The sequence below is a fragment of the Halorussus pelagicus genome (genome assembly GCF_004087835.1).
GTDB classification, from domain to species: domain Archaea; phylum Halobacteriota; class Halobacteria; order Halobacteriales; family Haladaptataceae; genus Halorussus; species Halorussus pelagicus.
The window spans coordinates 459,862-485,685 of the sequence record NZ_CP035119.1 but is presented as its reverse complement, the minus strand read 5'-3'; the positions used below and the strand labels follow the sequence as shown (position 1 = coordinate 485,685).

Genomic DNA, 25,824 nt, shown 5'->3' with positions numbered 1-25,824 from the left:
GAACCCGGTCGTTTCGACTGGCAAGCGGGGTATTCAAATGCTTCGTGGCCCTACTGGTTCGCATATGGCTAAGTATTCGACCGGCGGGTCGTCCGGCAGCGGTGGCGGCGGCGCGTGCGAACTCTGTGGCACGTCGAGTGATTCGCTGACCGAGGCCAACGTGGCCGGTGCGCAGTTGCACGTCTGTTCGGACTGTGCCTCCTCGCACAACGACAACCAGCAGACGAAGTCCGAGGACGACGAGAAGCGCGAGCGCAAGCGCAAGGCCGCCCAGAACACCGCGAAGGCCAGCGGCGTCTACGACGGCGACTCGCGCCACTGGGAGGAGGAAGGAACCAGCTACGACGACGACCCGCTCCCGTATCTGGTCTCGAACTACGGCGAACTCGTCGAGGAGGCACGACGCGAGGAGGGCCTTCAGCGTGACGAACTCGCCGAGGAACTCGACGTGCCCGAGAACGACCTGCTGGCCGTCGAGCAGGGCCGGGCGAATCAGGCCAACGTCGGTGGAACGCTCGTCGAGGCGCTCGAAGACCGCCTCGACGTGCAACTCGCCGAGGAGTAGCGCAAAAGCAGCGAAGCGAAATTTGGGGCGTTCCGGGAGCGCGCTGGGGTCGAGAACCCCCGTAATCTTATTCACTGCGTCCGTGGTGGTCGGGATATGGATATCGGCGTACACACACCGCCGCTGTACGACCAGTCGCTCGAAGACGCCATGGCGTATCTCCACGGCATCGGCGTTGACGCCATCGAACCCGGCGTCGGGGGCCATCCCGGAGACACCCACCTGCCCCGCGAGGAGTTTCTGGGCGACGACGAGAAACAGAACCACCTCTTCGACCTGCTTGACGAGTACGAGATGCGTATCTCCGCGCTGGCGACGCACAACAATCCGCTTCACCCCGACGACGAAATCGCTGAAGAGGCCGACACCGAACTCCGGGAGACCATCGAACTCGCCGACCAGTTGGACGTGGACACCGTGACCTGCTTCTCGGGGCTTCCCGCCGGAAGTCCCAACGACGAGACGCCCAACTGGGTCACGGCACCGTGGCCGGACGAACACGCCGACGCCCACCGGTACCAGTGGGAGGAAGTCGCCGTCCCCTACTGGTCGGACCTCGCCGACCACGCCGCACAATTCGGCGTCGATGTGGCCATCGAGATGCACCCGAACATGCTCGTCTACGAACCTTCCGGGATGCTCCACCTGCGCGAAGCGACGAACCACCACGTCGGCGCGAACTTCGACCCCTCGCACCTCTACTGGCAGGGTATCGACGTGACCGACGCCATTCGCTTTTTGGGCGACCACGACGCTATCCACCACGTCCACGCCAAGGACACTAAGGTCTACGACGCCAACGCCCGCATCAAGGGTGTCCTCGACACGACGCCCTACGACGAGGAGGCCGACCGCTCGTGGCTCTTCCGGTCGGTCGGCTACGGCCACGGCGAGGACCATTGGAAAGACATCGTGAGCACGCTCCGGATGGTTGGCTACGACGGTGCCCTGTCCATCGAACACGAGGACTCGCTGACCAGTTCCAACGAGGGTCTCGAAAAGGCCGTCGCCATGCTCCAGCGCGCCATCTTCCGCGAGCAACCCGGCGAGGCCTACTGGGCGTGACTACAGGTCCGAGACGACTGGCTCGGGATACAGCGTCTCGCCACCGTCTCGGAACGATGACGGTGACTTCCAGACGCACTCGATGACCTCGTCGTGTTCGGGTTCGTACCCCTCGAACTCCGACTGCTCGTAGGGCCACGCCTCCGCAATGTCGGCCTCGTAGACCCGCCATACTTCGTGTTCGGTCTCCCCGCCGGAGGTGAACACATCCTCGTAGGTTTCGAGGGACGAGACGTTCTCTAGCGCGACGCCCAATTCCTCGTCGAACTCTCGGTGGAGCGCCTCCTCGGTGTGTTCGCCGAAGTTCGCTCCGCCGCCGAGGAGGTAACAGAACGACTCCCCGGTAACGGGGTCTCGGTCACGCGCGACGAGGAGTTCCTCGCCGCGCCGGACGACCCCGCGGGCGGAGACGCGGACGTGTCGGTCGGTCATGTAACCGCGGCCGACACTCGGGTCGGGCAAAAGCGCCCCGATTTCGCGCGTTCGGCTAGCAGATTTTTGGTCCGCGAGCGCGATTCGTTGGATATGGCCAACCAGCCAGCGGACCTCGAAGATCAACTCGTCAGCGCCTGTCGGACCGCCGTCGGCGACGAACTCCGTAGCGTGACGTACTTCACCGAGGACGACCAGGACCAACTCTACCTCCGCGGAGACCTCGAATCGGACGCCGACCTCGTGGGCTTCGCCGACAACGAGCGACTGGGCTTTCACTCCCAATCGCTGTACGACGAGACCGAACTCGGGGAGTACCAGTTCACGATGCGCGTGTTCAGCCACGGCTACCTCACGCGAGTCATCGTCGGCGACCACGGCGCGTTCGTCACTACCGACGCGATGGAGATGGACCGGTTCAAGGAACTCGCGTCGGCGATGCAGTCGGTCCTCGCCGAGGAGTAGCGGATTCGACCGTTCTCTTCCGAGCGCACCGCGGTGTTCCGAACGCGGTCGTTCCCACCGGCCAAGAACGGTCCTCTGTTCTTATGTTTATCTGCTATCTACTTCAACATAGGAGGCGAGACCCATGACCACGACGCTCAAAATCGCCGCGATGGTCCTGTTCGCCCTCGCCGTGTTCGTTCTCGGTGCGACTGCGACTACGGGCGTTCACGTCACTGACTTTGCCGCTGACCCGGTCTCGACCGTTGGACACGTCTGCGACCAGTGGGGAGTCCAGAACGACTGGGGAGACCACCGACACGGCGACGACTGGACGAACCATCCCCATCACGGCGACGACCACGACGGGCAAATGGGCCACCACGGCCAACACGGCGGACCGCACGGTCCCCAGGGGTCTCACGGCCCGCATCACTGACCGCCGCCTGAAACACTAAATCGCTCGTCGGAGTACACCCGACATATGACGCTCACGGTCGGAGTCCTCGGCTACCGGTTCATGGGGAAAGCCCACGCGAACGCCCTCGCGCGACTGCCGATGTTCTTCCCGGACGCGCCGGACGTAGAGCGCCACGTCCTCGTCGGCCGCGACGAGGACGCGCTCGCGGACGCCGCCCACCGGTTCGGCTTCGACCGCACCGCGACCGACTGGGCGGACGTGGTCGAGGAGGTGGACGCCTTCTACAACCTCGGGCCGAACCACGTCCACGCCGAACCGTCAATCGCCGCGCTGGAGGCTGGAACCCCGGTCCTCTCCGAGAAGCCGCTGGCCAACGACCTCGACGGCGCCGAGCGCATGGCCGAGGCCGCCGCGTCGGCCGAAGTGCCAACCGCGACGGCGTTCAACTACCGGTTCGTCCCGGCGCTCCGGTACGCCAAGAACCTCATCAACGACGGCGAACTCGGTGAGATTCGTCACTTCCGCGGGCGCTACTTGCAGGACTGGCTGGTGGACCCCGAGGAACCGTGGTCGTGGCGCAACAGCAAGGAGATGGCCGGGAGCGGTGCCTTGGGGGACCTCGGCGCGCACACCATCGACCTCGCGCGCTTTCTCGTCGGCGACGTGGAGCGCGTGTCGGGACAGCTCCGGACCTTCGTGGACGAGCGCCCGGTGGAGGGCGAGGCGGACCAAACCCGGCCCGTCACGGTGGACGACGCCTACTCCGCGCAGGCCGAACTGGAGGGCGGCGTGATGGCGACGTTCGAGGCCTCGCGGTTCGCCGACGGTCACAAGAACGACCACACAATCGAAATTCACGGCTCGGAGGGGAGCCTCCGGTTTTCGCTGGAACGCCTCAACGAACTGGAGGTCCTGCGCGACGGCAACCGGGGCTACGAGACGATTCTCGTCACGGACGCCGAGGACCCGTACGTCGAACACTGGTGGCCGCCGGGCCACGTCCTCGGGTGGGAACACACCTTCGTCCACGAGAACTACGAGTTCCTGTCGGCCGTCGATTCCGGGGGTTCGGCCGACGGCTACCGACCCAACTTCGAGGACGGTCTCGCGGTCCAGATGGTTCTGGCGGCGATTCAGGAGAGCGACGAGCGCGGCGAGTGGGTCCCGGTGGAGTGAGAAGCGAGTGGTCGAGCGACCGAACGACCGAGCGCCGCCTCAGAACTCCCGGATACCCTCGTCGGTGACGACCGAATCGAGCAGGTCGGTTGGGGTCGCGTCGTAGGCCGGGTTCTCCACGGAAAAACCCTCCGCGGGTTCGAGCAGGACCTCGCTGGGCGACCGGAAGTCGTTCTCGAACCGGAAGCCCTCGCCGACCAGTTTGGCCGAGGACCCGACGACCGTGACGGGCACGTCGAGGTTGTCCGCGGTGGCGGCCAGCGGGAACGTGCCGATGCGGTTGTAGAGGGTGTCCTCGACGATACAGTCCATCCCCAACAGCACGCGGTCGCATTCGGGCAGGAAGTGACCGCTCGCCCCGTCCACGACGAGGTGGGCGTCTACGCGGTCCATCTCCGCGAGGACGCGGGCGGTCTTCCGACCGAGGTAGCGCGGTCGGGCCTCGGTGACGTACACCGTCAGGTAGCGCCCGTCCGAGACCGCTCGCTCGATGGTCTCCAACACCGTCGAGGAGTAGTCGTGGGTCAGGATGGTCGTGCCGTCCTCCACGAAGTCCATCGCGTTCTCTGCGGCGCGGCGCTTGGCGGTCTCGACCTGCTCGACCACACGCTCGACGGCCTCGGCCAGCGCGTCTTTGGCCTCGGCGACCGACTCCGCGCCGTTGTCCTCGACCATCGAGACGACGGCGCGCTGGGTCGTCACCAGCGAGGCGTGGGAGGGGTTTGCCCGCCGGAGCGCCGAGGAGTTTCGTTCGAGGTCGCGCTCGAAGTCCTCGACCGACGCGAACTCGCGGTCCCGCAGGTCCTCCAGCGCGCGCGCGGCCTTCACGGCGACGACGGAGGAGCTATGGGTCTGCATCTCCCGAATCTCCTCGACCGTCTCGTCTATCATACCTGAATCCTCTCCACCGCGGGCCAAAGGTCTTGCTTCTCGGGCCGCGAGACGCCGGGTTCGGAGCGTCGCACTTGGCGCGAGCCTCGGGGTCGTCGCGGGCGTGAGCTTCGGAGAGCTATCCACCGTGGCGCGTGCGGGCGCGGCGCGCAGTCGCGCGCCGCGCCCTTCCGCGAGAGAAAAAGCAAAAGGAACCCACAACCCCACCTAGGCGACAGTCGAAAGTAGCCGCCACACCAACGAACCACCATGACCGAAGTTCGCTACTACTGCCCGCGCTGTGGAACCATCGCGGCGCTCGAACGCGAGGGGTATCTCGCCGACAAGTGCGTGACGCCCACTCCCCTCGACGGGTGGGAGTACGCCGACGCCTACGACGACTTCGAGGACAGCGACGGCGTACAAATCGTCTGTGGAGCCGACGAGACCGAGGGCGATGGCTGTGGCGAACTCTACTACCTCAGTTTCGTGAAGTACGAAAACGGCGAGGAGATAGACCCCGAGGACCGGTCGTTCGTGCCGCCGACGGTTGACGGTCCCGCGATAGCGGAGTCGGAAGAGGACGACGAGGACGGACCGCGATTCGATTTCAAACCGTAGCTCACGCGTTCGGCTCCGATTTCTCAGTTTCTGTCCCCTCGGACGCCGACGCTCCGCGCTCTTTCAGCCACCTGTCGAGGAGTTCGCGTATCGCGGCCTCGCGGTTGTCTCGGTGGTCGGCGAACGCGATGTCGTCGATTTCGTCGAGTTCCTCCTCGGAGAGTTCGAGCGTGATCGACTCCATGTCGAGGTGGTCCTGATGCATATTGAGAATTCACCGACGCACGGACACAAATAAATTCGTCAGACGCGCGGCCGACGACCGCTTCGAAGCGGACCATCGCTCGGGAAATCTGCGGGGGAGGCGTCTCAACTTCGGGGTCTGCGCTACCCCTTGATGTTACAGACCGGGAACGTCCGGGCCACCTTGTCGCCGATGCCGAGCGCGTCCGAGACCCGGACCACTTCGTCCACGTCCTTGTAGACGCCCGGTGCCTCCTCGGCGACCGTCGCGCCGCTCTGGGCCTTGACGTAGATGTGTTCCTGCTCTAGTTCGTCCTGTACGTCGCCGCCCCAGTAGTCCTGTTTGGCCTGCGTTCGGCTCATCGTCCGACCAGCACCGTGGGCCGTCGAGCCGAAGGTGAGGTCCATCGACTCCTCGCCGCCCCGGAGGACGTAGCTACCCGCGCCCATGCTTCCGGGGATGATGATGGGTTGGCCCACATCGAGGTACGCGCCGGGGACCTCCTCGTGGCCCGCGGGAAAGGCTCTGGTCGCGCCCTTCCGATGCACGTAGAGTTCGCGCTCCTCGCCGTTCTCGACGGTGTGAGTCTCCTTCTTGGCGATGTTGTGGGCAACGTCGTACAGCAGGTCCATCTCCAGCGACTCCCAGTCGGTGTCGAAGACCTTCCCGAACACCTGTCGCGTGCGGTGCATGATGAGCTGTCGGTTCACCCACGCGAAGTTGATGGACGCGCACATCGCGTCGTAGTAGTCTTCGGCGAGTTGGCTCCCGGCGGGCGCGGCCGCGAGTTCCTTGTCCGGGAGTTGCGAGAGCATCCCCGAGTGGGCCTTCTCGATGTCCCGGAGGTAGTCCGTACAGACCTGATGGCCGAGGCCACGACTGCCGCAGTGGATGAGGACGACGATTTGGCCCTCTTCGAGTCCGTAGGCGTCGGCCACGTCGTCGAGATACGTGTCGGTCACGCGCTGGACTTCGAGGAAGTGGTTGCCCGACCCGAGGCTCCCGATTTGGTTCTTGCCCCTATCTTTGGCCTTCTGGGAGACCTTCGCGGGGTCGCTATCGTGGCGGACGCCCTCGTCCTCGCAGTGGGCCAAGTCCTCCTCGACGGCCCATCCCTCTTCGAGCGCCCACTCCATCCCGCGGTCGAGGATGGTCTCCACGGCGTCCATGTCGCCCTCGACGATGCCGCCGCCGCCGAGTCCCGAAGGGATGTTGGCGAACAGGGCGTCGAGCAGTTCCTCCTCGCGGCCCTGCACCTCCTCGTAGGTGAGGTTCGTTTTCATCATCCGGACGCCGCAGTTGATGTCGTACCCGACCGCTCCCGGCGAGATACAGCCCTCCTCGGCGTCGATTCCGGCCACGCCGCCGACCGGGAAGCCGTACCCCTGATGGCCGTCGGGCATGCAGACGTTGTACTTCCGGACGCCCGGCAGGTGCGTCGAGTTTTTGAGCTGTTCGAGGCTCTTGTCGTCGGCGATCTGGTCGAGCAGGGTCTCGCTGGCCAGCACGCGCGCCGGGGCGCGCATGTCGCCCTCCTGTGGAATCTCCCAGACGTAGTCACGGACCTTCTGAAGCGTGACATCGCCCGCGTCGTAGGTCTCTCTCGCGTCGTTCGTGGTCATGCTCGTCAGTTCGTCGTCCCACCGGAATACGTTTCGCCATTCGGCTCTGCTCGTGACCTGTCAACGCGTTCCAAAACCGCCTCGCGCTCACACGTCCAACACGACGTAGGCTTCCCAGCCCTCGTCGGTCTCCTCCAGCACCATCTCGGAGTAGGTCACGGCCTTGATTTCGCGGGCCGAGATGTCGCCGAGCGGAACCCCTCGGGCGCTCGCCTTGACGCGCCACGCGTCGGGGGTGTCGCCGTCGCTCGCGCCGTGACCGCCGTCGCCGCCCGTCGCTTCGCTCACGTCGGCGTCGTTGTCCACCGGGAGGACCGCCCGCACGTCGCGCTCGTAGATGAGTTGGTCGAGGTAGTCGAAAAGCAGCGCCTCGCGGCTCTCAGCCTCGACCTCAAAGTCGAATCGCTCGCCGCGTTCCTCGGGAATCTCGTCGCACATCGCGGCGGCCATCCCGTCGCCCGCGGCGGCGAACACCGCGTCGAGGGTCGGTCCGGTCGCCGCCACCGCGACGTCGGCGGTGTGGTCGCGGAGTTCGTAGCTCATACCCCGAGTCACGGCGCGGCGCGGGAAAGGTCTCGCCTTTTCCGGTCGCGTTCGACCGCGGCCGTGACGCGAGCGGCGGACGGACGCGGCCGTGGCGGGGCGGTGGAATTATATTACCCACGGGCTTACGCCACACTAGTGAGCGTCAACGTCGATACCGAAATCGCTCGCCCCGGCGACGACAGCTACGCCGAGGCGGCGTGGAAGCTCAAAGAGCGCATCCGCCACGAAGAGGACGTGCTCAAACAGCGAAAGGGCTTTTTCACCGACGCCTACCGGCGCTCGACGGTTTATCTCCTGTTGAGCCGGAACGGGAGCGACGAGCGACTGATGGGGTTCGCGGCGGTTCGACGCGACGGCTACATCCTCTTTCTCGCCGTCTCGCCCGAGTTTCGCGGCGAGGGCGTCGGCAAGCGACTCGTCGGACTGGTCGCGGAGAACCACGATACGATTACCTGCCACGCGCGGGCGAGCAACGAGAACGCGCTGGGCTTTTACAAGCATCTCGGCTTCAAGGTTGACCGCCACATCGAGAATTACTACGAGGACGCTGGCGACGCCTACTACTTGAAACTCGGCAGGAGCGGCGGTCTCACCGAGAAACTCTCGGAGTTTATGCGCGGGTGAGGCGGGTCGCGGACGGCGAGCGCGGACCGACCACGGTCTCCAAGAGGATAGACAACATTAAAGACTCGGACCGAGCATAGCCGAGACAGCATGGAAGAGCGCACCCTGAGATACCTCCGTGGTCGGTTCCGCGACCACTACCGGGCCGCGGACCTCACGCCGCCGCCGGACCCGCAGTTCCGCGAGTGGGGGTATATCCCGTGGACTCACGGGCCGACGACGATGGTTCGCCACCAGTCGTTGCTGGAACTGGGCGAACTCGGGGACTTCCTCCGGCGCGAGCGCCCGCGCCACGTCTACTTCTCGGCCGGGCGCTACGACGACCCCGGCGCGGACGACATGGAGGAGAAGGGCTGGCGCGACTCCGATTTGGTGTTCGACATCGACGCTGACCACCTAACCGGCGTGGACCCTCAACAGGACTCCTACGGCGAGATGCTGGCCGCCGGGAAGGCCGAAGTCGAAAACCTCATCGACATCCTCGATTCGGATTTCGGTTTCGATGACCTGACGGTCGTCTTCTCGGGCGGCCGGGGGTATCACGTTCACGTCCGCGACGAGGGCATCCGGGGACTCGACCGGAACGAGCGCCGGGAAATCGTGGACTACATCCGCGGCGACGGCATCGAACTCGACGCCATCCAGCGCACCGAGATGGGCGGCACCGCGACCCGACGCGTCCTCAAGAAAGACGGCGGGTGGGGTCGGCGAGTCCACCGCGAACTTCTCGCGCTCGCCGACGAACTGCTCGAACTGGACGAGGAGGACGCCCTCGACCGTCTCAAGGAGTTCGACCGAATCGGTGACGGGCGGGCCGAGACCATCCTCGGTGCGGTCTCGGAGGACTACGAGAAGTTGGCGAACGGGAACGTCGAGCGCGGCGGGCCGGGTATCCGGCAGTTGGCGAAGGTCATCACCCAGTCGGTTGTCGCCGACCAGTCGGCCGCAATCGACGAACCTGTGACCACCGACCTCCGGCGACTCATCCGCCTGCCGGGGAGTCTCCACGGCGGCACCGGTCTCGAAGTGACGCGCATCCCGCGCGAGGAGGTGGCCGCCTTCGACCCCCTCGTGGACCCGGTTCCCGAGACGTTCACCGGCAACGCGATTGTGGTCGAGGTAACCGACCCCGGCCCGGTCGAACTCGGTGGGGAAAGCTTTAGCCTCTCGGCGGGCGACGTATCGCTTCCGGAACACGTAGCGGTCTTCCTGATGGCTCGGGACCGGGCCGAGAAGGGCCGGGAATGACCGACGACCGACCGAACGACGCGACTCGCCTGACGAGCGCGACAGCACGACAATGACGGGACGACGATGAATATAGACGAACTCCGCACGGTACAGAGCAAGGAGCGGTCGAAAGATAGCCTCCAACACCTGCGGGAGTCGTTCTACGCGGACGTGGCTGACTACATCGCCGACCTGAAAGACCGGCGCGACCGGGCGGCCCAACAGACCGACAGTCCGTTCGACGACCCCGAGGTCAACCGACTGACCGACGAGATAAAGACGGCCGAGGACGTGGTCGAAGCGGTCTACGAGCGTCGCGTCGGGAAAATCGTCAAGCGCGCCAGCCTCGCCGCGGCGGGAATGCCCGCCGACGAGGAGGGTCTGACCAGCGAGGAACAGGACCTGTTCGACGGACTGGTCGAGCGCATCGAGTCGAACAAGGAGGACGTATTGGACGTGCTGGCGGGCGAGAAAGAGAGTCCCGCCGGGGCGTCGCCGACGCCGACCCCTGCTGAGGGCGCGGCGGGCGAGACCGGAGCGGACCCCACCCAACCGACCGGAGCGAGCGCACGCGACGAACCGACTGCACACGACCCGAACGCCGCGCCCGACCCCGGCGACCCGCCCGCAGCGGCGACGAGCGACTCCGGCGAGGACGTGAGCGCCGCGGACGTGATGGGCGGCGGCGACGATTCGACCTCCGGCACCGACGACGCATCCGACACCCAGCGCCCGGCCGCCGCGGAAGCGGCCGCCATCGCCGACGCCTCCGGGGAGGGTCCGGCGGGCGCGGCCGGTGGGCAGTCGCCCGGCGGCGAATCCCCCGTCGAGTCGGCGGACGCGCCCGCGGAGCAACCGGCGAGCGGTGGAGACGCGGACGACGACCCGCTCGCGGGTCTCGACGAGCGCGTGACCGTCCGGGTCACCGACGACGTGGGCGAGATTTTCGGCGTGGACGAGCGCACGTACGACCTCGCCAGCGAGGACGTGGTGACACTGCCCGAGGCGAACGCCGCGCCGCTCGTGGAACGGGGCGCGGCCGAGGAGTTAGAGTAGTCGCCCGAGGACGCCGCGTCCCGCGGCCGACCTGTCCGCGCTCGGCGACCGCCGTCGGACAGTCCGATTTAAGTCGCACGCGCGACACCTCCCGCCCGCATGCTTCCCTCAATTTTGGAGTTCGCCCTCCTTGCGGTCGGCGCTACCGCGATAATCTGGAAAGCTAGTGGCCTGCTCGAACGCGCGGCCGAGCGCCTGTCGGTGTACTACGGGCTTCCGGCCGTCGTGCAGGGCGCGGTCGTCGTCGCAATCGGGTCGAGTTTCCCCGAACTGTCGAGCGCGGTCATCGCAACGTGGCTCCACGGGGAGTTCGACCTCGGCGTGAGCGCCATCGTCGGGTCGGCCATCTTCAACCTACTGGTCATCCCCGCGGTGTCGGGTATCCTCGGTGACGGCGTCGAGGCCGACCGGACGCTCGTCTACAAGGAGGCACAGTTCTACATGATTGCAGTCTCGGTGCTGGTCATCACCTTCGCGCTGGCGGTCATCTACAACCCCGTCGAGGGGATGCGCCTCGGCGGGTCGGTGACGCGCCCGCTGGCACTCCTCCCCATCGCGTTCTACGGGGTGTACGTCTTCACGCAGTACCAAGACACGATGGACCACGATGCCGCGTCCGGGCCGGGCGACGTGGACGTACTGAAAGAGTGGGCGCTTCTCGGGGTTAGCCTCGCGCTCATCGCGGGGTCGGTCGAGGGACTCGTCGTCGCCGCGAAGGGCTTTGGAACCCTGTTCGGGACGCCGAACTTCGTCTGGGGGCTGACGGTCATCGCTGCCGGAACCAGCCTGCCTGATGCGCTGGTCAGCGTGCGCGCCGCCAAGAACGGCGAGGGCGTGACGAGTCTCGCCAACGTCCTCGGGAGCAACGTCTTCGACCTGCTGGTCGCGGTCCCGGCGGGTATCCTCGTCGCCGGAACGGCGGCCGTGAACTTCGCCGTCGCGGTCCCGATGATGGGCTTTCTGACGGTCGCCACGGTGGTCGTGTTCGCGTTCCTCCGGACCGAACTCTCGCTCTCGACCGGTGAGTCGTACGCCTTACTTGGGTTCTACGGCCTGTTCGTTCTCTGGATGGTACTAGAGACGATGGACGTGACCGCGCTGGTTCCGGGGGCATGAGAATAGCCCGCAAATAGACTCGCGCTCGGTGAGGGTGACCCCGTGGTTTTCGTGAAGGGTTCGCTGCGCGAGAAATCGCGGGTGAGCCGCGATTTCTCGCACAGCAAACGTTTCACTGGAAAGTTCTGCCCAGCTGGTCCTTCTCTTGGGCGGGGTCGGCGGTGTCGAACTGCTCTTCGATCTCCTCGTAGCGCTCTCTGGTCTGCTCGGTGACGCTCGGGGTCACCTCGTCGAGCGCCTGCTCGAAGTGCTCTTTGCTGATTCGGACGTTGCCTACGCTCTCGCCGATGTTTTCGGGGTCCACGCTGTTGATGAACTCCCGGCTGGCGGCCATCGAGGCCTCGCGGGTGACGGCCTCGATGTCTGCGCCGACGTAGCCCTCGGTCTCGCTGGCGAGCCAGTCGAGGTCAACGTCGTCGGCGACGGGCTTGGACCGGGTGTGGACCTCGAAGATGGCTTCGCGGGCCTCCTCGTCGGGCACCGGGACGTGGACGTGGCGGTCCAGTCTGCCGGGGCGCAGGAGCGCGCTGTCGATGAGGTCCGGCCGGTTCGTCGTGGCGACGACGACCACGTCTTCGAGTTCTTCGAGACCGTCCAACTCGGTCAGGAGTTGGGAGACGACCCGCTCGCTGACCTGCGAGCCGCCGCCTTCTCCGCCGCCGCGTTCGGTGGCGATGGAGTCGATTTCGTCGAAGAACACCACGGTCGGGGCGTTCTCGCGGGCCTTGCTGAACACTTCGCGGACGCCTTTCTCGGACTCGCCGACCCACTTGCTCAGCAGTTCGGGACCCTTGATCGAGATGAAGTTGCTGTCGCTCTCGTTGGCGACGGCCTTCGCCATCAGGGTCTTCCCGGTTCCGGGCGGGCCGTACAGCAGCACGCCCTTCGCGGCCTGCATGTCGAGTTCGTCGAACACTTCGGGGTAGTCAAGCGGCCACTGGATGGTCTCGCGGAGGCGCTCTTTGGTGTCCTCCAGTCCGCCGACTTGTTCCCACGTCACGTCGGGGACTTCCACGAACACCTCGCGGAGCGCCGACGGCTCGATGCCCTTCAGCGCCTCTCTGAGGTCGCGCTCGGTGACTTGCAGCGAGTCCAGCACGTCGGCCGGAATCTCGTCCTCTTCGAGGTCGATTTCGGGCCGAATGCGCCGGAGCGCGTTCATCGCGCCCTCCTTGGCGAGGCTTTCGAGGTCCGCGCCGACGAAGCCGTGGGTGTTGTCGGCGTACGCTTCAAGGTCCACGCCGTCCGCCAGCGGCATCCCGCGGGTGTGGACCTGCATGATTTCGAGGCGGCCCTCGCGGTCCGGCACGCCGATGTCGATTTCGCGGTCGAAGCGGCCGGGACGCCGGAGCGCCGGGTCGATGGCGTCCACGCGGTTGGTCGCCGCGATGACGGTGACCTCACCGCGCTCTTCGAGACCGTCCATCAGCGAGAGGAGTTGGGCCACGACGCGCCGTTCCACGTCGCCGCCTGCCTCCTCGCGCTTGGGCGCGATGGAGTCCAATTCGTCGATGAAGATTATCGCCGGAGCGTTCTGCTCGGCGTCCTCGAACACTTCCCGGAGTTTCTCCTCGGACTCCCCGTAATACTTCGACATGATTTCGGGACCCGAGATGGTCTGGAAGTGCGCGTCGATTTCGTTGGCGACGGCCTTCGCCATCAGGGTCTTGCCGGTCCCCGGCGGGCCGTGGAGCAGGACGCCCTTGGGGGGTTCGATGCCCAACCTGCTGAACAGTTCGGGGTGGCGCATCGGGAGTTCGATCATCTCCCGGACCTGTTCGAGTTCGCCTTCGAGACCGCCGATGTCCTCGTAGGTCACGCTCGGCGTGCCCTCGGGACCGCTGCCAGCGCCCTGTGCGATTTCCTCGGCGGCGCGCTCGCTGATGTTGATCTCCGTCGAGTCGGTCACGACGACCGTCCCCTCGGGGTCGGTGCTGGCGACCTTCAGCGGGATGGACTGTCCGGAACCCATCCCCATCAGGCCGAAGCCGAACGGGACATTTTGGCCCTGCGTGATGGCCTGTCCGCTTAGCTTGTCCCGGACGTGCGGCGTGATGTCACCCCGAATCTGGAGATTCTGGGGGAGCGCGATGGTGACGGAGTTGGCGGGTTTCACGTCCGCCTTCTCGATGGTCACTTTGTCGTCGATGCCCACTCCGGCCTCTTGACGGAGTTGGCCGTCGATGCGGACGATGCCGCGTCCCTCGTCTTCGGGGTAGCCCGGCCAGACGCGGGCTACCGCTCGGCCCTGACTTTTCCCCTCGATGACGACGTAGTCGCCGTTTTCGACGCCGAGTTCGTGCATCGACTGGCGGTCAACCGCGGCCAGTCCGCGTCCGGCGTCCTTCTGTTTCAACGGCTTGACAGTAAGCTTCATAGTCCCACCTCTATACTGAGGACGCCGTTGGTGATAAACGCTTCCGCCCCGCCCTCGGGCAGTTGAAACTCCATCTGTTGGGTTCCGTCCTCGCCGTCGAAGACGACGATGGCCGTATCGCCGAGAACGTCCACGGAGGCGTCGCCCGCGACGCCGAGGTCGGCCGCCAGAACTTCAGCGTCCTCGTACTCGTAGCGCCGGGTGAACACGTCGTCACGTTCGGTTATCTGTTTCAGTGACATTCTACTCCTAACCAAAAGTTAGGCTTCTAAGTATTTAAATCTTTCTCTGAGAAATCGCAGTAAGGCGTCGGGGTAGACTCTGACGGTGGAATTGCGGTTCGGATAGCGATGTCTCGCTATCGACGAGCGTGATGGGGGCGACCGACCGGAGAAAAAACGCGAGCGAACGGACCGGGGATGTTTTGTTTCGCGCACACGAACCCTGCGTCATGCAACGGGTCACACACCACGGACGGACGACGGCCTATCGGGTGGCCGACCGCGGCGGCGAGGGGTCGCCGCTGCTCTGTGTCCACGGGTCGGGCGGCACGCACGAAGCGTGGAAGGGACAACTCGGTCGGCTTGCAAGTCAGCGGCCGGTCGTCGCGCTCGACCTGAGCGGCCACGGCGAGTCCGAGGACTTCGACGCCGACGCCGGGTGGGAGACCCTCTCGGCTTACGCCGACGACGTGCTGGCCGTCGCCGACGAGACCGATGCGGGCGTGCTGGTCGGCAACTCGCTTGGCGGTGCGGTCGCGCTACAAATCGCCATCGAGCGCGACCACGATTTCGATGGACTCGTACTGGCTGGCACCGGGGCGAAACTCCCCGTACTGGCCGACCTGCGGCGATGGCTCGAAACCGACTTCGACCGCGCGGTCGAGTTTCTCCACGGCGAGGACCGACTCTTCCACGACGCCGACTCGCGGTACGTCCAACTATCGACCGAGGCGATGCAAGGCGTCGGCCAGCGCGTCACTCGTCGGGATTTCGAGACCTGCCACGTCTTCGACGTTCGGGACGGTCTCTCGGAAATCGAGGTCCCGACGCTCGCGCTCGTGGGCGAACACGACCATCTCACCCCGCCGGAGTACCACCGGTCGCTCGCCGACGCCATTCCGAACGCTCGGTACCGGGAAGTCCTCGGCGCGGCCCACCTCGCCATGCTGGAGGAACCGGAGGGGTTCAATGCCGCCATTCGGGAGTTTTTGGACGAAGAAGAGGTGTAACTCAGTAAATCTCGTCTATCTCGTCTTCGCTGTAGCTGTGTTCTTTCGCGGGGAATTCGCCGGACTCCACGGCGTCGCGGAACCCCGAAACCGCCTGCTCCATCTCGCCTTTCACGTCGCCGAACTGCTCGGAGAAGTAGGGACTCCGGTCGCTCATGCCGAACACGTCGTTTAGCACGAGAACCTGCCCGTCGGTGTCCGGTCCCGCGCCGATGCCGATTGTCGGGATATCGACAGCCTCGGTAATCTGGGCCGCGACGTTCGAGGGGACGTGTTCGAGCACCAGCGCGAAGGCTCCGGCATCCTCGTGGGCCGTCGCCAGTTCCAGCATCTCACCGGCGCTCTCCTCGTCGGTTCCCTGCCGGAAGTAGCCCCCGAGTTGGTTGAACCGCTGGGGGGTCAGGCCCAGATGGGCCATCACGGGGATGCCCAACTCGACGAGTCGCTCGGTGAGAGAGACGGTGTGCGGGCCGCTCTCCAGTTTCACCGCGTTGGCTTCGGCCTCTTTGAGCATCCGGCCGCAGTTCTCGATGGCCTCGCCCTCGTCCACCCCGTAGCTCAGAAACGGCATGTCCGCGACGACCATCGCATCGTCGGTTGCGCGAGCGACCGCTGCGGTTCGACTTCGCATCTCCTTGACTGTGACGGGGAGCGTCGAGTCGTGGCCGAGTACCGCGTTGCCCATGCTGTCGCCGACCAGAATCAGGTCGATGCCCGCCGAATCGACGATTGCCGCTGTTGGCGCGTCGTACGCGGTCAACATGGTTATCTCCTCGTCGCCTGCCTTCTGCTGTAGCGTCCGCACGGTTGGCATGTGTTGCCACTCGTAGGCGCGTCTGTTAAAGATGTTCGGTCCGCGGACGTTGTTCTCCACAACCACTTATTCACAAGATTATTTATTTTAAACTTAGAAATATAATTAACTAATTGAAATAATGGTGGTACGTTGTGAGAAAAAATAACGATTCGAACGACGTTACGCGTCGCTCTGCCCTCCAAGGACTCTCCGCGTTTGGTGCTACTCTCGCGGTTGGTGCTGTCCCCGGTTCCGCGACCGGAAACCCCTCCGGAAGTTCGCCGGACTCCCAAGGCGAACAAATATCCTACGACGCTCTTGACCTCCCGTACCCGGACGTAACGGTGAAAACGCTCGATTCGTCGGTCCAACGGGTGACTAACCACCCCGAACTGCTCACGCTGTCGGAGGACGCCATCGAGCGCCACTTCCAGCAGGCGGACCTCGAAGGACGCGCCTACAGAGACGCTCGCAAGTACGTCTCCAAACTCCGAAAGGCCTACCCGGTCGAGCGCGTCGAGAACGGTAACGAGGTCTCCGTCAGACTCGCCGACGGGGCCAAGGAGAAGAAACGCCTCACGCCGAACGAAGCGAAGAAGCAGGCCCGGCGAAACGCCATCGACGTGTTCGCTGGTTCCGGAACGGACACCGTCGAAGCGCAGTGGGATATGAACCACCACACCGAAATCACCGACTCCATCTTGGAGGACTCGATAGGGACCGACTACACCATCGAAACCCACTCCGACGACCCGGACGAGTTCGGCGATGTCGCACGGGGCGAAGTCGATGACATCACCGGTCAGATTTCGATGAGTTCGATCACCGGTGAGGTCACGAAATACGCCGTCGCCGAGGTCCTCAAGGCCGGACTCGACGTGTACCACTCCAACTGGGCGCAGTATCACGACCGGGACGCCACTACCATCGACTTCGGTCCTCTCGGGGAGGCCTCGTTTGGCGACGGACTCGGACGGGCACCGCGTACCGGCGACGAATTTTTCACGCAGGCGATTAACGAGGATTCGCGCTACGACGGCGAGAAGAAACTCGGTTGGAGCCTTCACTACCTACAAGACTGCGCACAGCCCCTCCACACCGGGATGGGTGCCGAACAAGCGGGACTCGACGTGCGCGGCGTGACGAACGGGGACATCGACTTCGCAACCTTCCCCAAGAAGTGGCTCCACTACGGCTACGAACACATCGTGAACAACAACTGGAAGTCGTCGGACGCGAGTTTCGTTGACGACAACCTCCAGAACCACCTCAGCGACTCGTCTTCGCCCCGGATTTACAGCGCGGCGCAAGCTATCCGCGACATGGCCGACGTTTCGGGGCAGTACAGCTACAACATCTACGACACCATCTACAGCAACCAGTCCAAGAGCGAGGACTACTGGAACTGGGACGACAGCACGAAGCGAACCGTCTACGAGAACCTCGCAAACTGCTTCAGCACGCTCGGCTACCTCGGACGCGGCTTCGCCGAGGAGTTTGAGCGGGACTTCTGAACGCTCGCACACCCACTCGACCGACTTTTTTGCGTCTCGTCGCTCGCTCGGACTACCGCGTCCAGAACGACCCGTCGTACCACGTCCCGTCGTAGCGGAACGTCGCTCCCGCGAATCGGTCCGACGAATCGGACGGGACCTCCTCCGGCATGTGTTCGAGCATCCCGAGTCGTTCGAGGACGCGCTCAAGTCCGTCGGACATCGACCCCGACTCCTGATACAATCGCCCGTTCCCCACATCGGTGGCGGTCCGCAGTATCTCGGCTACCTCCGAGGAGACTTCGGAGTCCTCGAACACCGTCTCGACCGTCTCTCGCTCGACGAACCGTTCGAGTTCTCGCATCGACGTTGCGACTTGCTCCGCGGTGTAGCTGTATCGAGTCAGTTCGACCTCGCCTCGCTCGGCCACGGCGGCGAAGTAGTCGCCGTCGCGCTCGACGTAGTCGAACGGCGGCGAGGGAACGAGGTCGCTCGCCTCGGGGTCCATGTGGTCGTGAAATATCACGCCTCGGTCCCCGAGCGGAAAGTCGCTTCTGTCCTGCCCGTCGGCGTTCGAGGCCACGGATTCGAGCGCGCGGCGGACGACCATCGTATCCGTCTCGGCAAGCGAGGACGGCGGGCCGGTGACGACCTCGTCCGCGTCGCTCGGCGTCGAGTCCGCGGGGTCGAGATAGAAGACCCATCGGTCCGCCGTGGTCTCCGTCCGCCCGCTCTCGACCACCGAGTAGTACGTGCCGTCGTCCTCCAGAAAGTACGGCCGCGGTCGGGTCGTCGTCCCGAACTCGCGGTCGTACGCGAGTTGCAACTGGACGACATCGACCGACCCCTCGGCGAGGAGCGTCTCGACAACCGACCGCTTGTAGTCGTCGGGGTAATCGATTGCGAACTTGGCGCGCTCGGCCGTCGGGTCGGTCACGAGATACTGGTCGGCGAGTTCCTCGACCGACTCGCCGACTGGGTTCGTGCTGAGGGTGTACGTCACGTCCCCGCCGATACAGCCAGCGAGTCCGACGAGACCGATGGTTGCGGCGGACCGCGTCAGAAACGCCCGCCGGGAGGTGTCCGCTGTAGTCACACCGATACTCTCGCCTACGCCGTTAAATGCTTTTATGCGGAATATAAACTCAATAAAAACTCACGAGAGACCGACATGATTGTTTCTCACAGCCCTGCGAATAAATGGCAAACTCTGTGTCGGAGACTGCAACGTTTAAGCCGCGAGCGTCCCGCGTTCCAACCATGCCCGAACCAGTCGAGACGCACGACCCCGAGGGCGTTGATTACGGGTGGGTGATGCAGACCACCTTCGTCGTCACCATCGTCGTCGGCGCGCCCGTGGTTGCGCTCATCGCGTTGCTGGTCGGCGTCTCGCTCCCGACGTGGGCCGCCCGCGCAGAGTTCGCCATTCGTGTCGGCGCGCTCGTCTGGTTCGTCGTCGCGGTGGGCGTGTTCTTGTGTGCGCGTAAGCGAAGTAGTAATAATAACAATGAATCTTAACGAATGGTACGTCAGCGGGTATAAGAGTATCAGCGAAGAGTCTATCGAACTTGACGACTTAACAATATTAATCGGCAAAAATAACTCGGGAAAGTCAAATCTACTAGAATCTCTTCAGGTGTATGCATATAGTATAACTGGCCCGTCAAATTATGAAGATCAATTAGAAGATTTCGAAAATTGCCTTAATAAAACGGATGAGATGAGTACAATCACATTTGAAGCAACTTATAAAACTTCAATAGAGGAACGAAACCAGATATATGATTTAATTGATGGACTGAGTCCAGAGCTACTTTCAAAACTAAGTTTTGCTTCTTCACTACGGCACAAAGTAGAATTTGGTGAGAATTGGCAGTTGAAGGCTACAGCCTTTGAAGTAACCATTAATGATGAATTTGTGAAGATAAGAGAGCGGCAAAAATCAACCAAAGGCTACGATTCTCAGTTTGTCAAATTAAAAAACATGGAAAACAGAGGTCTACAAAAAGCATCGAAAATAGAAGATCTGCCGACTGAAGCAATGGCAATACGGAATCCAGAAAACTCTATACCGGGTTCGTTCCAATTGATTGAAGATTCACTTTCTTCTTGGGATGCTATTGATGCATTTCGGCAACCAAAAAACCGTACAGAAGCAAGAATGGCAACTGAACTTGACTCACAGGGGAAAAATCTAGTGCGAGTCGCTCAGACTTTACAGGGTAGTAACCGTGAACTCTTTAATTTAGCTGAGGAAAGATTTGTTTCAATTATGGATGCAGTAAAAAGTATCACTACTCCTTACCGTGAGAAGACAAATATTACGATTTCAGTAACGGAAATGGGTAATTCTGAGAAATTTGATCTTTCATCACTTTCTAGCGGTACAAAGGAAATACTAACTCTTATTTTTGGAACTATAAATGCAGAAAATGAGTCCGAGTTGTTAATGATTGAAGAGCCAGAATTGCACCTTCATCCTGAAGCGGAACGAGAAGTTTACGAAATGATTACTGAAGTAGCATCCGAATCTACACAGATTATTGTTGCTACCCATTCTAACGTTTTTGTAGATGAAAGTAACATTAGCAATATCATTCGTGCAGAACGAAATAGAACTACCGAATTTCGTAGTATATCTAGTGAAGATATTCACGAGGAACTCCTTGATCTCGGCTACAGTCAAAGTGGATTACTTCAATCTGAGGGGGTTATTTTTGTAGAAGGAAAATCTGATAAGATGGTGATTCTAGCGATTGCTAAGAATCTTGGTTATGATTTTAACGATTTAGGTATCACTCTCATACCACTAGAAGGAGAAAGTAAAATGAGAACTCACGGCCGATCACTTGTGAAGACTCTTTATGCATTCGGAATCCCGTACCGTTTCTTAGTTGACTCTGATGGAAAGGAAAAATATGAAGTTAAGAAACAATATGTAGATAACATCAATAGAGGAGAAAAGAAGACAGAGTGGTACACAACACCAGAACACTTTCTTGTTTGGTCGAAGTATGATTTAGAGTCATATCTTGTTAGCTGTCCTCAAGCAATCGCTGAGGAGACGAATATGGATGTCGATATGATATGTGAAATAATTAAATATAATTCACATATAGAGAAAAAATCAGAAGTTCTTGACAAGATTTATTCTCGATCTTATGACCAGCTAGAGGACGGAAATGCATATCAGAAAGACGTTGATGGAATGAAAATTGCAAAACATATTAACGATGTTCCTCCAGAAATGAAAAATAAAATAGAGGAATTTGTCTCGATTGTTGGTTGATTTTCATACCCACTCGAACTGCGTCCCCGCTCGGTCTGCGGTCTCCTCGTCGCTCGCCGAGTCGCCGACGAACAGCACGTCCTCGGGTTCGACGCCCAACTCCTCGATTGCCGCCAGCAGGGCGCGCGGGTGCGGTTTGCGCTCGGGCACTGTCCCTCGGCCGACGACGCTCTCGACGTGCGCCGAGAGGTCGTGGCGGTCGAGCGCGACGCGGACGGCCTCCTCGTGGTTCAGCGAGCAGACACCGACCGGAATCTCACGCTCGGCGAGTTCGTCGGCGAGGGGAAGTCGCTCGGAGACTTCGGCTCCATCGCGCTCGGCGGTTGCGATGAGGTCGTCGGCCTCGTCGCCGACCCCGGCCGCCTCGGCGGCCGAGAGGAGGTCCCACGCGCTCAGGGGGTCGGTGTCCACGCCCTCGCGCTCCAGCAGGTCGGCCAGTCGGCGCTCTACGTCCGTCCAGTTGACGACGAGGCGGACGAGCGTCCCGTCCAAGTCGTAGACGACCGCCTCGGCCTCGCTCGCGTCTGTTCGGGTCACGTTGCGCGGTAGGGCGAGCGTCGGAAAAGGGGTGTCGGTCCGCCGAGTCGGACTACTCTAACACGTTCCGCGCGATGACCTTCTTCTGAATCTCAGAGGTGCCCTCGTAGATGGTCGTAATCTTCGAGTCGCGGTAAAGTCGTTCCACGTCGAAGTCGGTGGTGTAGCCGTAGCCGCCGTGAATCTGGACCGCCTCGTTGGTCACGTCCACCGCGGCCTCGCTGGCGAAGTATTTGGCCATGCTGGCGGCCATCTCGACGTTCTCGCCCGCCTCGTCTTTCCGGGCGGCGTCGCGGGTGAGCAGGCGCGCGGCCTGCACCTGCGTCTGCATGTCGGCCAGTTTGTGCCGGATGGTCTGAATCTCCGAAATCGGCTGGTCGAACTGCTCGCGGTCTTGAGAGTACGCGACGGCCTCGTCGAGCGCCGACTGGGCGAGTCCGACCGACTGGCTGGCGATGCCGATGCGCCCGCCGTTCAGGATGTGGAACGCGGCCGAGAGGCCCTTGCCCTCCTCAGTCAGGCGGTTTTCGGCGGGAATGCGCACGTCGTCGAAGACGAGCGAGGTCGTGTCGCTCGCGCGAAGCCCCAACTTGTCCTCTTTCTTGCCGACTTCCAGTCCGTCGGCGTCCTTCGGGACGACGAACTGAGTCACTGACCGGGGGTCGTCGCGGTCGGTCTTGGCGAACAGGACGACGACGCCCGCGCGCTCGCCGTTGGTTATCCACTGTTTCTTGCCGTTGATAACGTACTCGTCGCCCTCGCGCTTCGCCTCGGTGGTCATCTCCGCGGGGTTCGACCCGGCTTGGGGTTCCGAGAGGGCGAACGCGCCCACCGGTCGGCCTTCGGCCATGTCGGGAAGCCACCGCTCTCTCTGGTCCTCGTCGCCGAACTCGGCGATACAGGAGGTGGCGAGACTGTGGACCGACAGCGCAGTCGCCACCGAGAGCATCCCGTAGGCGACTTCCTCGTTGACGACGCTGTAGGTCAGGCGGCCCACGTCGAGACCGCCGTACTCCTCGGGGACCGTGAGGCTGGTCATGTCGAGTTCCGCGAGTCCGTCCCACACTTTCTCGGGGAACGTCTGGTTCTCGTCGCACTCTGTGGCGGTCGGACGAATCTCCTCGACCGCGAACTCCCGCACGACATCGCGGATGGCCCGTTGCTCGTCGGAAAGGTTCATACTGGGACGATAGGCGACTGGGTGGAAAAAGTTGCCTGTTCCGGTGCCCCAGCGCGCGTTCGAGTGACCCGATATTTAAGCACTCTCGGGCGTTTTCAGCGCGTATGGCGACTACAACAAGTCACGACTTACAACCGGACGGGGCGATGGGCCGTGAGTAGCCAGAGCCGCTCGCCCAAGGCCGAACTCGGTCTACTGGACGCGACGATGATCGGAATGGGCGCGATGATAGGTGCGGGCATCTTCGTTTTGACGGGTCTGGCGGCCGAAATCGCGGGTCCCGCGGCTATCCTCGTCTTCGCGCTCAACGGCGTCGTGACCGCGTTCACCGGTCTCTCGTACGCCGAACTCGCCGCCTCGATTCCCAAGAGCGGCGGAGGCTACGCCTTCGTCCGCGAGATTTTCGACGACTTCTCGTCGTTCATCATGGGCTGGATGCTCTGGTTCGCCTACATGATTGCGGGCGCGCTCTACGCGCTCGGGTTCGCCCCGAACTTCCTCGAACTGCTCCACGTCTACGGCATCGTCGCGCCGCCCGACCAAGTGGGCGCGATAGTCGTGCCCCTGCTGGACGTCTCGGTCCCGGCGGCGTTTCTGCTGGCGTTTGCGGCGGTCCTCCTGCTGGTCGCGGTCAACGCCGTCTCGACGGCGGCCAGCGGGAGCGTCGAGACCATCTTCACCATCGTCAAGGTCTCGATTCTGGTGGTCTTCGTCGCGTTCGGCGCGACGGCACCGATGTTCTCGACCGCCGAGTTCCAACCGCTGTTCCCCGACTCCGGGGGTGCGTTCGCAATCCTGCCCGCGATGGGGCTGACGTTCATCGCCTTCGAGGGCTACGATCTCATCACAACCGTCACCGAGGAGGTAGAGAACCCCCGCGAGAACATCCCGAAGGCCATCTTCGTGAGCCTCGCCGCGACGGTCGTCGTCTATCTGGCGGTCGTCACGGTCGCGGTCGGTACCCTCGGCGCGCAGGGACTCGCGGAGGCGGGCGAGGCCGGAATCGCGCAGGCGGCCACCGAGTTCATGCCGACCGGACTCCCAGTCATCCAGAACGGCGGCGCGATAATCGTCTTCGGCGCGGTGTTCTCGACGCTGACCGCGTTGAACGCGGTGGTCATCGCCTCGTCGCGGGTCGCGTTCTCGATGGGCCGGGAGGGCCAACTCCTCCGGCGGTTCGGCCAGATTCACCACCGCTTCGGGACGCCGTTCGTCGCTATCCTCGCCAGCGCGGTGGTGATGCTCGCGTCCGTCGTCCTCCCGACCCAGAGCGCGGGCAACATGTCGAGTCTCTTCTTCCTGCTCTCGTTTATTATCGTCAACGTCGCGGTGATTCGACTCCGCCGGGAGCGCCCGGACATGAACCGACCCTACGAGATTCCCTACTACCCCGTGCCGCCGATTCTGGGCATCCTGCTGAATCTGGTTCTGACGGTGGTCCTCGTGGCGTATCTCGTCCGAACCGACCCGATGGCGCTCGGACTGAGCGCCGGGTGGATTCTGCTCGGCGGTCTCGCGTACGTCCTCTTAGAGCGGGTTCGGAGGCCGAGCGAGGAGACCGACGAGGACGAAGCGCGACTGGCCGACGACCGGCCAACGACCGATATCGACATGACGCCGGAGAGTGAGGACTGACCCATGACCGGAAATCTCAAGATAGTCATCGCCGGGGGCGGCCGCGTTGGGTTCCAGACCGCGGAACTGCTCGGCGACCACGGCCACGACGTGACGATAATCGAGCGAGACGAGGCAGTCGTCGCGGATGTCGCCGACGAGTGGGTGGCGACGGTCATCGAGGGCGACGCGACGAATCCCGATGTCATCGAACAGGCCGGTATCGAGCGCGCCGACGTGGTCGCCGCGCTGACTGGCGAGATGGGACTGAACCTCGCGGTCTGTATGGCCGCGAAAGAACTGTCGCCCGGCATCCGGACCGTCGCGCGAATCGAGCGTGCCACGGGCGAGTCGTACCTCCAGTTCGTGGACGCGGTGGTGTTTCCCGAGCGAGCGGGTGCGCGCCTCGCCGCCAACGAGATTCTGGGCAGCGACGTGCAGACGCTCGCCGACGTGACGGGCGCGCTTGACATCATGCTGGTTCGCGTCGAAGAGGGTGCCCCGGCCGCGGGGAAGCGACTCGCGGACGTTCGCCTCCCGCGGGGCGCGCTGGTCGTTTCCGACGAGGACGGCGAGCGCATCGCCGGGCCGGAGACGACCCTCTCGCCGGGTCGGCACTTCATCGTCGCGGTCGAACCCGACGTGGCCGACGAGTTGATGAATCTCTTGCGAAGTTAGAAGCTTTGAGGAGTGTCTTTCGGCGGGGACGCTCGGTGAGGGACTGTTCGCTGCTCGCTACTGGCGACGTTTCTTCGACTCCATCGTGAGAACAGCGATTACTGACTGTACGCCACTGTGAACCGCGCTGTTGCCGACATCTATTAGACCGCAACCGCTCGCACTGAAACGGTCAGGTCGCCGACTCGCTCCCCGCCAAATCGGCCTGCACCTGCGCCTTGAGGTAGTCGAGCGCGGCGATGGCGGCCGGTCCCGACAGACAGAACCCCGCCAACAGCGCCCGGTCGCGCGGCCCGAGGTCCACGCCAAGCGCGGCCATGGCGACGACGAACAGCGCGGCGGCGGCCGCGACGCCGCCGACGCGCCTGCTCGCGCGCACCCAGTCGAACCGCTTAGCGGGACGCCACATGAGGTTCTCGGCCGCCACCGCGAGACCGACGCCTTCGACCGCGCCGACGAGCGCGTAGGCTCCGGGCGGGAGCGCCGGGAGCGGGTCCGGAAGCGCGACGACGCCGATGACCGCGACGACGCCGAGCGCGCCCGCGACTCGACTCCGGAGTACGCCGAGAAGTCGCGCGACAGGCGAAGACTCCTCTCGGAGGGAATCGCTGAGCTGATACATGCTCGTAGTATCGAGGATTCGCGTTATCAATCTTC

General features: G+C 63.2%; 28 protein-coding genes. 16 read left to right on the top strand and 12 right to left on the bottom strand.

Annotated elements, in window-relative coordinates; translation table 11 throughout:
* Positions 1 to 64: 64 nt before the first annotated feature.
* Positions 65 to 565 (top strand): helix-turn-helix domain-containing protein, encoded by a 501-nt coding sequence (locus tag EP007_RS02485; RefSeq protein WP_128476144.1) that lies wholly within the window; start codon positions 65 to 67, stop codon positions 563 to 565.
* 96 nt (positions 566 to 661) lie between these two features.
* Entirely contained in the window at positions 662 to 1,630 is a 969-nt protein-coding gene (locus EP007_RS02480) for a sugar phosphate isomerase/epimerase family protein (protein ID WP_128476143.1), read from the top strand.
* On the opposite strand, the gene EP007_RS02475 is transcribed toward EP007_RS02480, so the two are convergent.
* The gene (locus EP007_RS02475; RefSeq protein ID WP_128476142.1) at positions 1,631 to 2,062 is read right to left on the bottom strand and encodes an NUDIX domain-containing protein; all 432 of its coding nucleotides are present in this window, start codon (positions 2,060 to 2,062) and stop codon (positions 1,631 to 1,633) included.
* Between the two features lie 93 nt (positions 2,063 to 2,155).
* Between EP007_RS02475 and EP007_RS02470 the strand changes: the two genes are divergently transcribed.
* The 3 genes from EP007_RS02470 to EP007_RS02460 all read left to right on the top strand — a co-directional run bounded on the left by EP007_RS02470 (position 2,156) and on the right by EP007_RS02460 (position 4,103).
* Positions 2,156 to 2,527 carry a DUF7522 family protein gene (locus EP007_RS02470; protein WP_128476141.1) on the top strand — a complete coding sequence of 124 codons (372 nt, stop codon included), beginning with the start codon at positions 2,156 to 2,158 and terminating at the stop codon, positions 2,525 to 2,527.
* A gap of 124 nt (positions 2,528 to 2,651) precedes the next feature.
* Positions 2,652 to 2,945, top strand: a complete 294-nt coding sequence (locus EP007_RS02465) for a hypothetical protein (RefSeq protein WP_128476140.1) — start codon at positions 2,652 to 2,654, stop codon at positions 2,943 to 2,945.
* A 45-nt stretch (positions 2,946 to 2,990) separates the two neighbouring features.
* A complete protein-coding gene (locus tag EP007_RS02460; RefSeq protein WP_128476139.1) occupies positions 2,991 to 4,103 on the top strand; it encodes a Gfo/Idh/MocA family protein in 1,113 nt (370 codons plus the stop codon).
* Between the two features lie 39 nt (positions 4,104 to 4,142).
* On the opposite strand, the gene EP007_RS02455 is transcribed toward EP007_RS02460, so the two are convergent.
* A complete protein-coding gene (locus tag EP007_RS02455; protein ID WP_128476138.1) occupies positions 4,143 to 4,994 on the bottom strand; it encodes a translation initiation factor eIF-2B in 852 nt (283 codons plus the stop codon).
* Between the two features lie 249 nt (positions 4,995 to 5,243).
* Between EP007_RS02455 and EP007_RS02450 the strand changes: the two genes are divergently transcribed.
* Positions 5,244 to 5,594: a hypothetical protein gene (locus tag EP007_RS02450; RefSeq protein WP_243700428.1), complete on the top strand. Its 351-nt coding sequence runs from the start codon at positions 5,244 to 5,246 to the stop codon at positions 5,592 to 5,594.
* Position 5,595: 1 nt separating this feature from the next.
* On the opposite strand, the gene EP007_RS02445 is transcribed toward EP007_RS02450, so the two are convergent.
* The 3 genes from EP007_RS02445 to EP007_RS02435 all read right to left on the bottom strand — a co-directional run bounded on the left by EP007_RS02445 (position 5,596) and on the right by EP007_RS02435 (position 7,943).
* On the bottom strand, positions 5,596 to 5,799 hold the full coding sequence (locus tag EP007_RS02445) for a ribbon-helix-helix protein, CopG family (RefSeq protein WP_128476137.1): 204 nt from the start codon (positions 5,797 to 5,799) through the stop codon (positions 5,596 to 5,598).
* A 122-nt stretch (positions 5,800 to 5,921) separates the two neighbouring features.
* Positions 5,922 to 7,400 (bottom strand): RtcB family protein, encoded by a 1,479-nt coding sequence (locus tag EP007_RS02440; protein WP_128476136.1) that lies wholly within the window; start codon positions 7,398 to 7,400, stop codon positions 5,922 to 5,924.
* An 87-nt stretch (positions 7,401 to 7,487) separates the two neighbouring features.
* Complete coding sequence (locus EP007_RS02435) at positions 7,488 to 7,943, bottom strand: archease (protein WP_128476135.1); 456 nt, start codon at positions 7,941 to 7,943, stop codon at positions 7,488 to 7,490.
* A gap of 138 nt (positions 7,944 to 8,081) precedes the next feature.
* Here EP007_RS02435 and EP007_RS02430 point away from each other — a divergent pair, with 138 nt between their 5' ends.
* From EP007_RS02430 to EP007_RS02415, 4 genes are all read left to right on the top strand, one after another.
* On the top strand, positions 8,082 to 8,570 hold the full coding sequence (locus tag EP007_RS02430; protein ID WP_128476134.1) for a GNAT family N-acetyltransferase: 489 nt from the start codon (positions 8,082 to 8,084) through the stop codon (positions 8,568 to 8,570).
* A 90-nt stretch (positions 8,571 to 8,660) separates the two neighbouring features.
* Positions 8,661 to 9,818: a DNA primase small subunit PriS gene (gene priS, locus EP007_RS02425; protein WP_128476133.1), complete on the top strand. Its 1,158-nt coding sequence runs from the start codon at positions 8,661 to 8,663 to the stop codon at positions 9,816 to 9,818.
* A 66-nt stretch (positions 9,819 to 9,884) separates the two neighbouring features.
* Entirely contained in the window at positions 9,885 to 10,856 is a 972-nt protein-coding gene (locus EP007_RS02420; RefSeq protein ID WP_128476132.1) for a hypothetical protein, read from the top strand.
* Between the two features lie 99 nt (positions 10,857 to 10,955).
* Positions 10,956 to 11,972, top strand: coding sequence for a sodium:calcium antiporter (locus EP007_RS02415; RefSeq protein WP_128476131.1), 1,017 nt, complete (start codon positions 10,956 to 10,958; stop codon positions 11,970 to 11,972).
* A 112-nt stretch (positions 11,973 to 12,084) separates the two neighbouring features.
* Here the strand turns inward: EP007_RS02415 and EP007_RS02410 are convergent, their stop codons facing one another.
* Together EP007_RS02410 and EP007_RS02405 are read right to left on the bottom strand one after the other, a co-directional pair.
* Complete coding sequence (locus EP007_RS02410) at positions 12,085 to 14,349, bottom strand: CDC48 family AAA ATPase (protein WP_128476130.1); 2,265 nt, start codon at positions 14,347 to 14,349, stop codon at positions 12,085 to 12,087.
* Positions 14,346 to 14,591, bottom strand: a complete 246-nt coding sequence (locus tag EP007_RS02405; RefSeq protein WP_128476129.1) for a DUF7127 family protein — start codon at positions 14,589 to 14,591, stop codon at positions 14,346 to 14,348. The genes EP007_RS02410 and EP007_RS02405 overlap by 4 nt, the downstream gene beginning before the upstream one ends.
* A 209-nt stretch (positions 14,592 to 14,800) precedes the next feature.
* Between EP007_RS02405 and EP007_RS02400 the strand changes: the two genes are divergently transcribed.
* Positions 14,801 to 15,580, top strand: a complete 780-nt coding sequence (locus tag EP007_RS02400) for an alpha/beta fold hydrolase (protein ID WP_128476128.1) — start codon at positions 14,801 to 14,803, stop codon at positions 15,578 to 15,580.
* 1 nt (position 15,581) lies between these two features.
* On the opposite strand, the gene panB is transcribed toward EP007_RS02400, so the two are convergent.
* Positions 15,582 to 16,394 (bottom strand): 3-methyl-2-oxobutanoate hydroxymethyltransferase, encoded by an 813-nt coding sequence (gene panB / locus EP007_RS02395; RefSeq protein ID WP_128476127.1) that lies wholly within the window; start codon positions 16,392 to 16,394, stop codon positions 15,582 to 15,584.
* A gap of 356 nt (positions 16,395 to 16,750) precedes the next feature.
* On the opposite strand from panB, the gene EP007_RS02390 reads away from it, so the two are divergent.
* Positions 16,751 to 17,890, top strand: coding sequence for a phospholipase C/P1 nuclease family protein (locus EP007_RS02390; protein ID WP_128476126.1), 1,140 nt, complete (start codon positions 16,751 to 16,753; stop codon positions 17,888 to 17,890).
* Positions 17,891 to 17,942: 52 nt separating this feature from the next.
* On the opposite strand, the gene EP007_RS02385 is transcribed toward EP007_RS02390, so the two are convergent.
* Entirely contained in the window at positions 17,943 to 18,965 is a 1,023-nt protein-coding gene (locus EP007_RS02385; protein ID WP_128476125.1) for a hypothetical protein, read from the bottom strand.
* Positions 18,966 to 19,129: 164 nt separating this feature from the next.
* Between EP007_RS02385 and EP007_RS02380 the strand changes: the two genes are divergently transcribed.
* Positions 19,130 to 19,387: a DUF5822 domain-containing protein gene (locus tag EP007_RS02380; RefSeq protein ID WP_128476124.1), complete on the top strand. Its 258-nt coding sequence runs from the start codon at positions 19,130 to 19,132 to the stop codon at positions 19,385 to 19,387.
* On the top strand, positions 19,377 to 21,158 hold the full coding sequence (locus EP007_RS02375; RefSeq protein WP_128476123.1) for an ATP-dependent nuclease: 1,782 nt from the start codon (positions 19,377 to 19,379) through the stop codon (positions 21,156 to 21,158). The genes EP007_RS02380 and EP007_RS02375 overlap by 11 nt, the downstream gene beginning before the upstream one ends.
* A 3-nt stretch (positions 21,159 to 21,161) precedes the next feature.
* Here the strand turns inward: EP007_RS02375 and EP007_RS02370 are convergent, their stop codons facing one another.
* The gene (locus tag EP007_RS02370) at positions 21,162 to 21,695 is read right to left on the bottom strand and encodes an HAD family hydrolase (protein ID WP_128476122.1); all 534 of its coding nucleotides are present in this window, start codon (positions 21,693 to 21,695) and stop codon (positions 21,162 to 21,164) included.
* 52 nt (positions 21,696 to 21,747) lie between these two features.
* Entirely contained in the window at positions 21,748 to 22,875 is a 1,128-nt protein-coding gene (locus EP007_RS02365) for an acyl-CoA dehydrogenase family protein (RefSeq protein WP_128476121.1), read from the bottom strand.
* A 207-nt stretch (positions 22,876 to 23,082) separates the two neighbouring features.
* Between EP007_RS02365 and EP007_RS02360 the strand changes: the two genes are divergently transcribed.
* Complete coding sequence (locus tag EP007_RS02360) at positions 23,083 to 24,510, top strand: APC family permease (RefSeq protein WP_128478480.1); 1,428 nt, start codon at positions 23,083 to 23,085, stop codon at positions 24,508 to 24,510.
* Between the two features lie 3 nt (positions 24,511 to 24,513).
* On the top strand, positions 24,514 to 25,167 hold the full coding sequence (locus EP007_RS02355) for a potassium channel family protein (protein ID WP_128476120.1): 654 nt from the start codon (positions 24,514 to 24,516) through the stop codon (positions 25,165 to 25,167).
* A gap of 172 nt (positions 25,168 to 25,339) precedes the next feature.
* Here EP007_RS02355 and EP007_RS02350 read toward each other — a convergent pair whose 3' ends face one another.
* A complete protein-coding gene (locus EP007_RS02350) occupies positions 25,340 to 25,789 on the bottom strand; it encodes a hypothetical protein (protein ID WP_128476119.1) in 450 nt (149 codons plus the stop codon).
* Between the last annotated feature and the right edge of the window lie 35 nt (positions 25,790 to 25,824).

Bases quoted from the DNA above. Each gene is read 5' to 3' on its own strand.
- EP007_RS02450 (WP_243700428.1), top strand. From the start codon at position 5,244: ATGACCGAAGTTCGCTACTACTGCCCGCGCTGTGGAACCATCGCGGCG.
- EP007_RS02460 (WP_128476139.1), top strand. From the start codon at position 2,991: ATGACGCTCACGGTCGGAGTCCTCGGCTACCGGTTCATGGGGAAAGCC.
- EP007_RS02435 (WP_128476135.1), bottom strand. From the start codon at position 7,943: ATGAGCTACGAACTCCGCGACCACACCGCCGACGTCGCGGTGGCGGCG.
- EP007_RS02415 (WP_128476131.1), top strand. From the start codon at position 10,956: ATGCTTCCCTCAATTTTGGAGTTCGCCCTCCTTGCGGTCGGCGCTACC.
- EP007_RS02455 (WP_128476138.1), bottom strand. From the start codon at position 4,994: ATGATAGACGAGACGGTCGAGGAGATTCGGGAGATGCAGACCCATAGC.
- EP007_RS02410 (WP_128476130.1), bottom strand. From the start codon at position 14,349: ATGAAGCTTACTGTCAAGCCGTTGAAACAGAAGGACGCCGGACGCGGA.
- EP007_RS02375 (WP_128476123.1), top strand. From the start codon at position 19,377: ATGAATCTTAACGAATGGTACGTCAGCGGGTATAAGAGTATCAGCGAA.
- EP007_RS02465 (WP_128476140.1), top strand. From the start codon at position 2,652: ATGACCACGACGCTCAAAATCGCCGCGATGGTCCTGTTCGCCCTCGCC.
- EP007_RS02380 (WP_128476124.1), top strand. From the start codon at position 19,130: ATGCCCGAACCAGTCGAGACGCACGACCCCGAGGGCGTTGATTACGGG.
- EP007_RS02445 (WP_128476137.1), bottom strand. From the start codon at position 5,799: ATGCATCAGGACCACCTCGACATGGAGTCGATCACGCTCGAACTCTCC.
- EP007_RS02485 (WP_128476144.1), top strand. From the start codon at position 65: ATGGCTAAGTATTCGACCGGCGGGTCGTCCGGCAGCGGTGGCGGCGGC.
- EP007_RS02365 (WP_128476121.1), bottom strand. From the start codon at position 22,875: ATGAACCTTTCCGACGAGCAACGGGCCATCCGCGATGTCGTGCGGGAG.
- EP007_RS02440 (WP_128476136.1), bottom strand. From the start codon at position 7,400: ATGACCACGAACGACGCGAGAGAGACCTACGACGCGGGCGATGTCACG.
- EP007_RS02470 (WP_128476141.1), top strand. From the start codon at position 2,156: ATGGCCAACCAGCCAGCGGACCTCGAAGATCAACTCGTCAGCGCCTGT.
- EP007_RS02350 (WP_128476119.1), bottom strand. From the start codon at position 25,789: ATGTATCAGCTCAGCGATTCCCTCCGAGAGGAGTCTTCGCCTGTCGCG.
- EP007_RS02405 (WP_128476129.1), bottom strand. From the start codon at position 14,591: ATGTCACTGAAACAGATAACCGAACGTGACGACGTGTTCACCCGGCGC.
- EP007_RS02360 (WP_128478480.1), top strand. From the start codon at position 23,083: ATGATCGGAATGGGCGCGATGATAGGTGCGGGCATCTTCGTTTTGACG.
- EP007_RS02355 (WP_128476120.1), top strand. From the start codon at position 24,514: ATGACCGGAAATCTCAAGATAGTCATCGCCGGGGGCGGCCGCGTTGGG.
- priS (WP_128476133.1), top strand. From the start codon at position 8,661: ATGGAAGAGCGCACCCTGAGATACCTCCGTGGTCGGTTCCGCGACCAC.
- EP007_RS02475 (WP_128476142.1), bottom strand. From the start codon at position 2,062: ATGACCGACCGACACGTCCGCGTCTCCGCCCGCGGGGTCGTCCGGCGC.
- EP007_RS02480 (WP_128476143.1), top strand. From the start codon at position 662: ATGGATATCGGCGTACACACACCGCCGCTGTACGACCAGTCGCTCGAA.
- panB (WP_128476127.1), bottom strand. From the start codon at position 16,394: ATGCCAACCGTGCGGACGCTACAGCAGAAGGCAGGCGACGAGGAGATA.
- EP007_RS02400 (WP_128476128.1), top strand. From the start codon at position 14,801: ATGCAACGGGTCACACACCACGGACGGACGACGGCCTATCGGGTGGCC.
- EP007_RS02420 (WP_128476132.1), top strand. From the start codon at position 9,885: ATGAATATAGACGAACTCCGCACGGTACAGAGCAAGGAGCGGTCGAAA.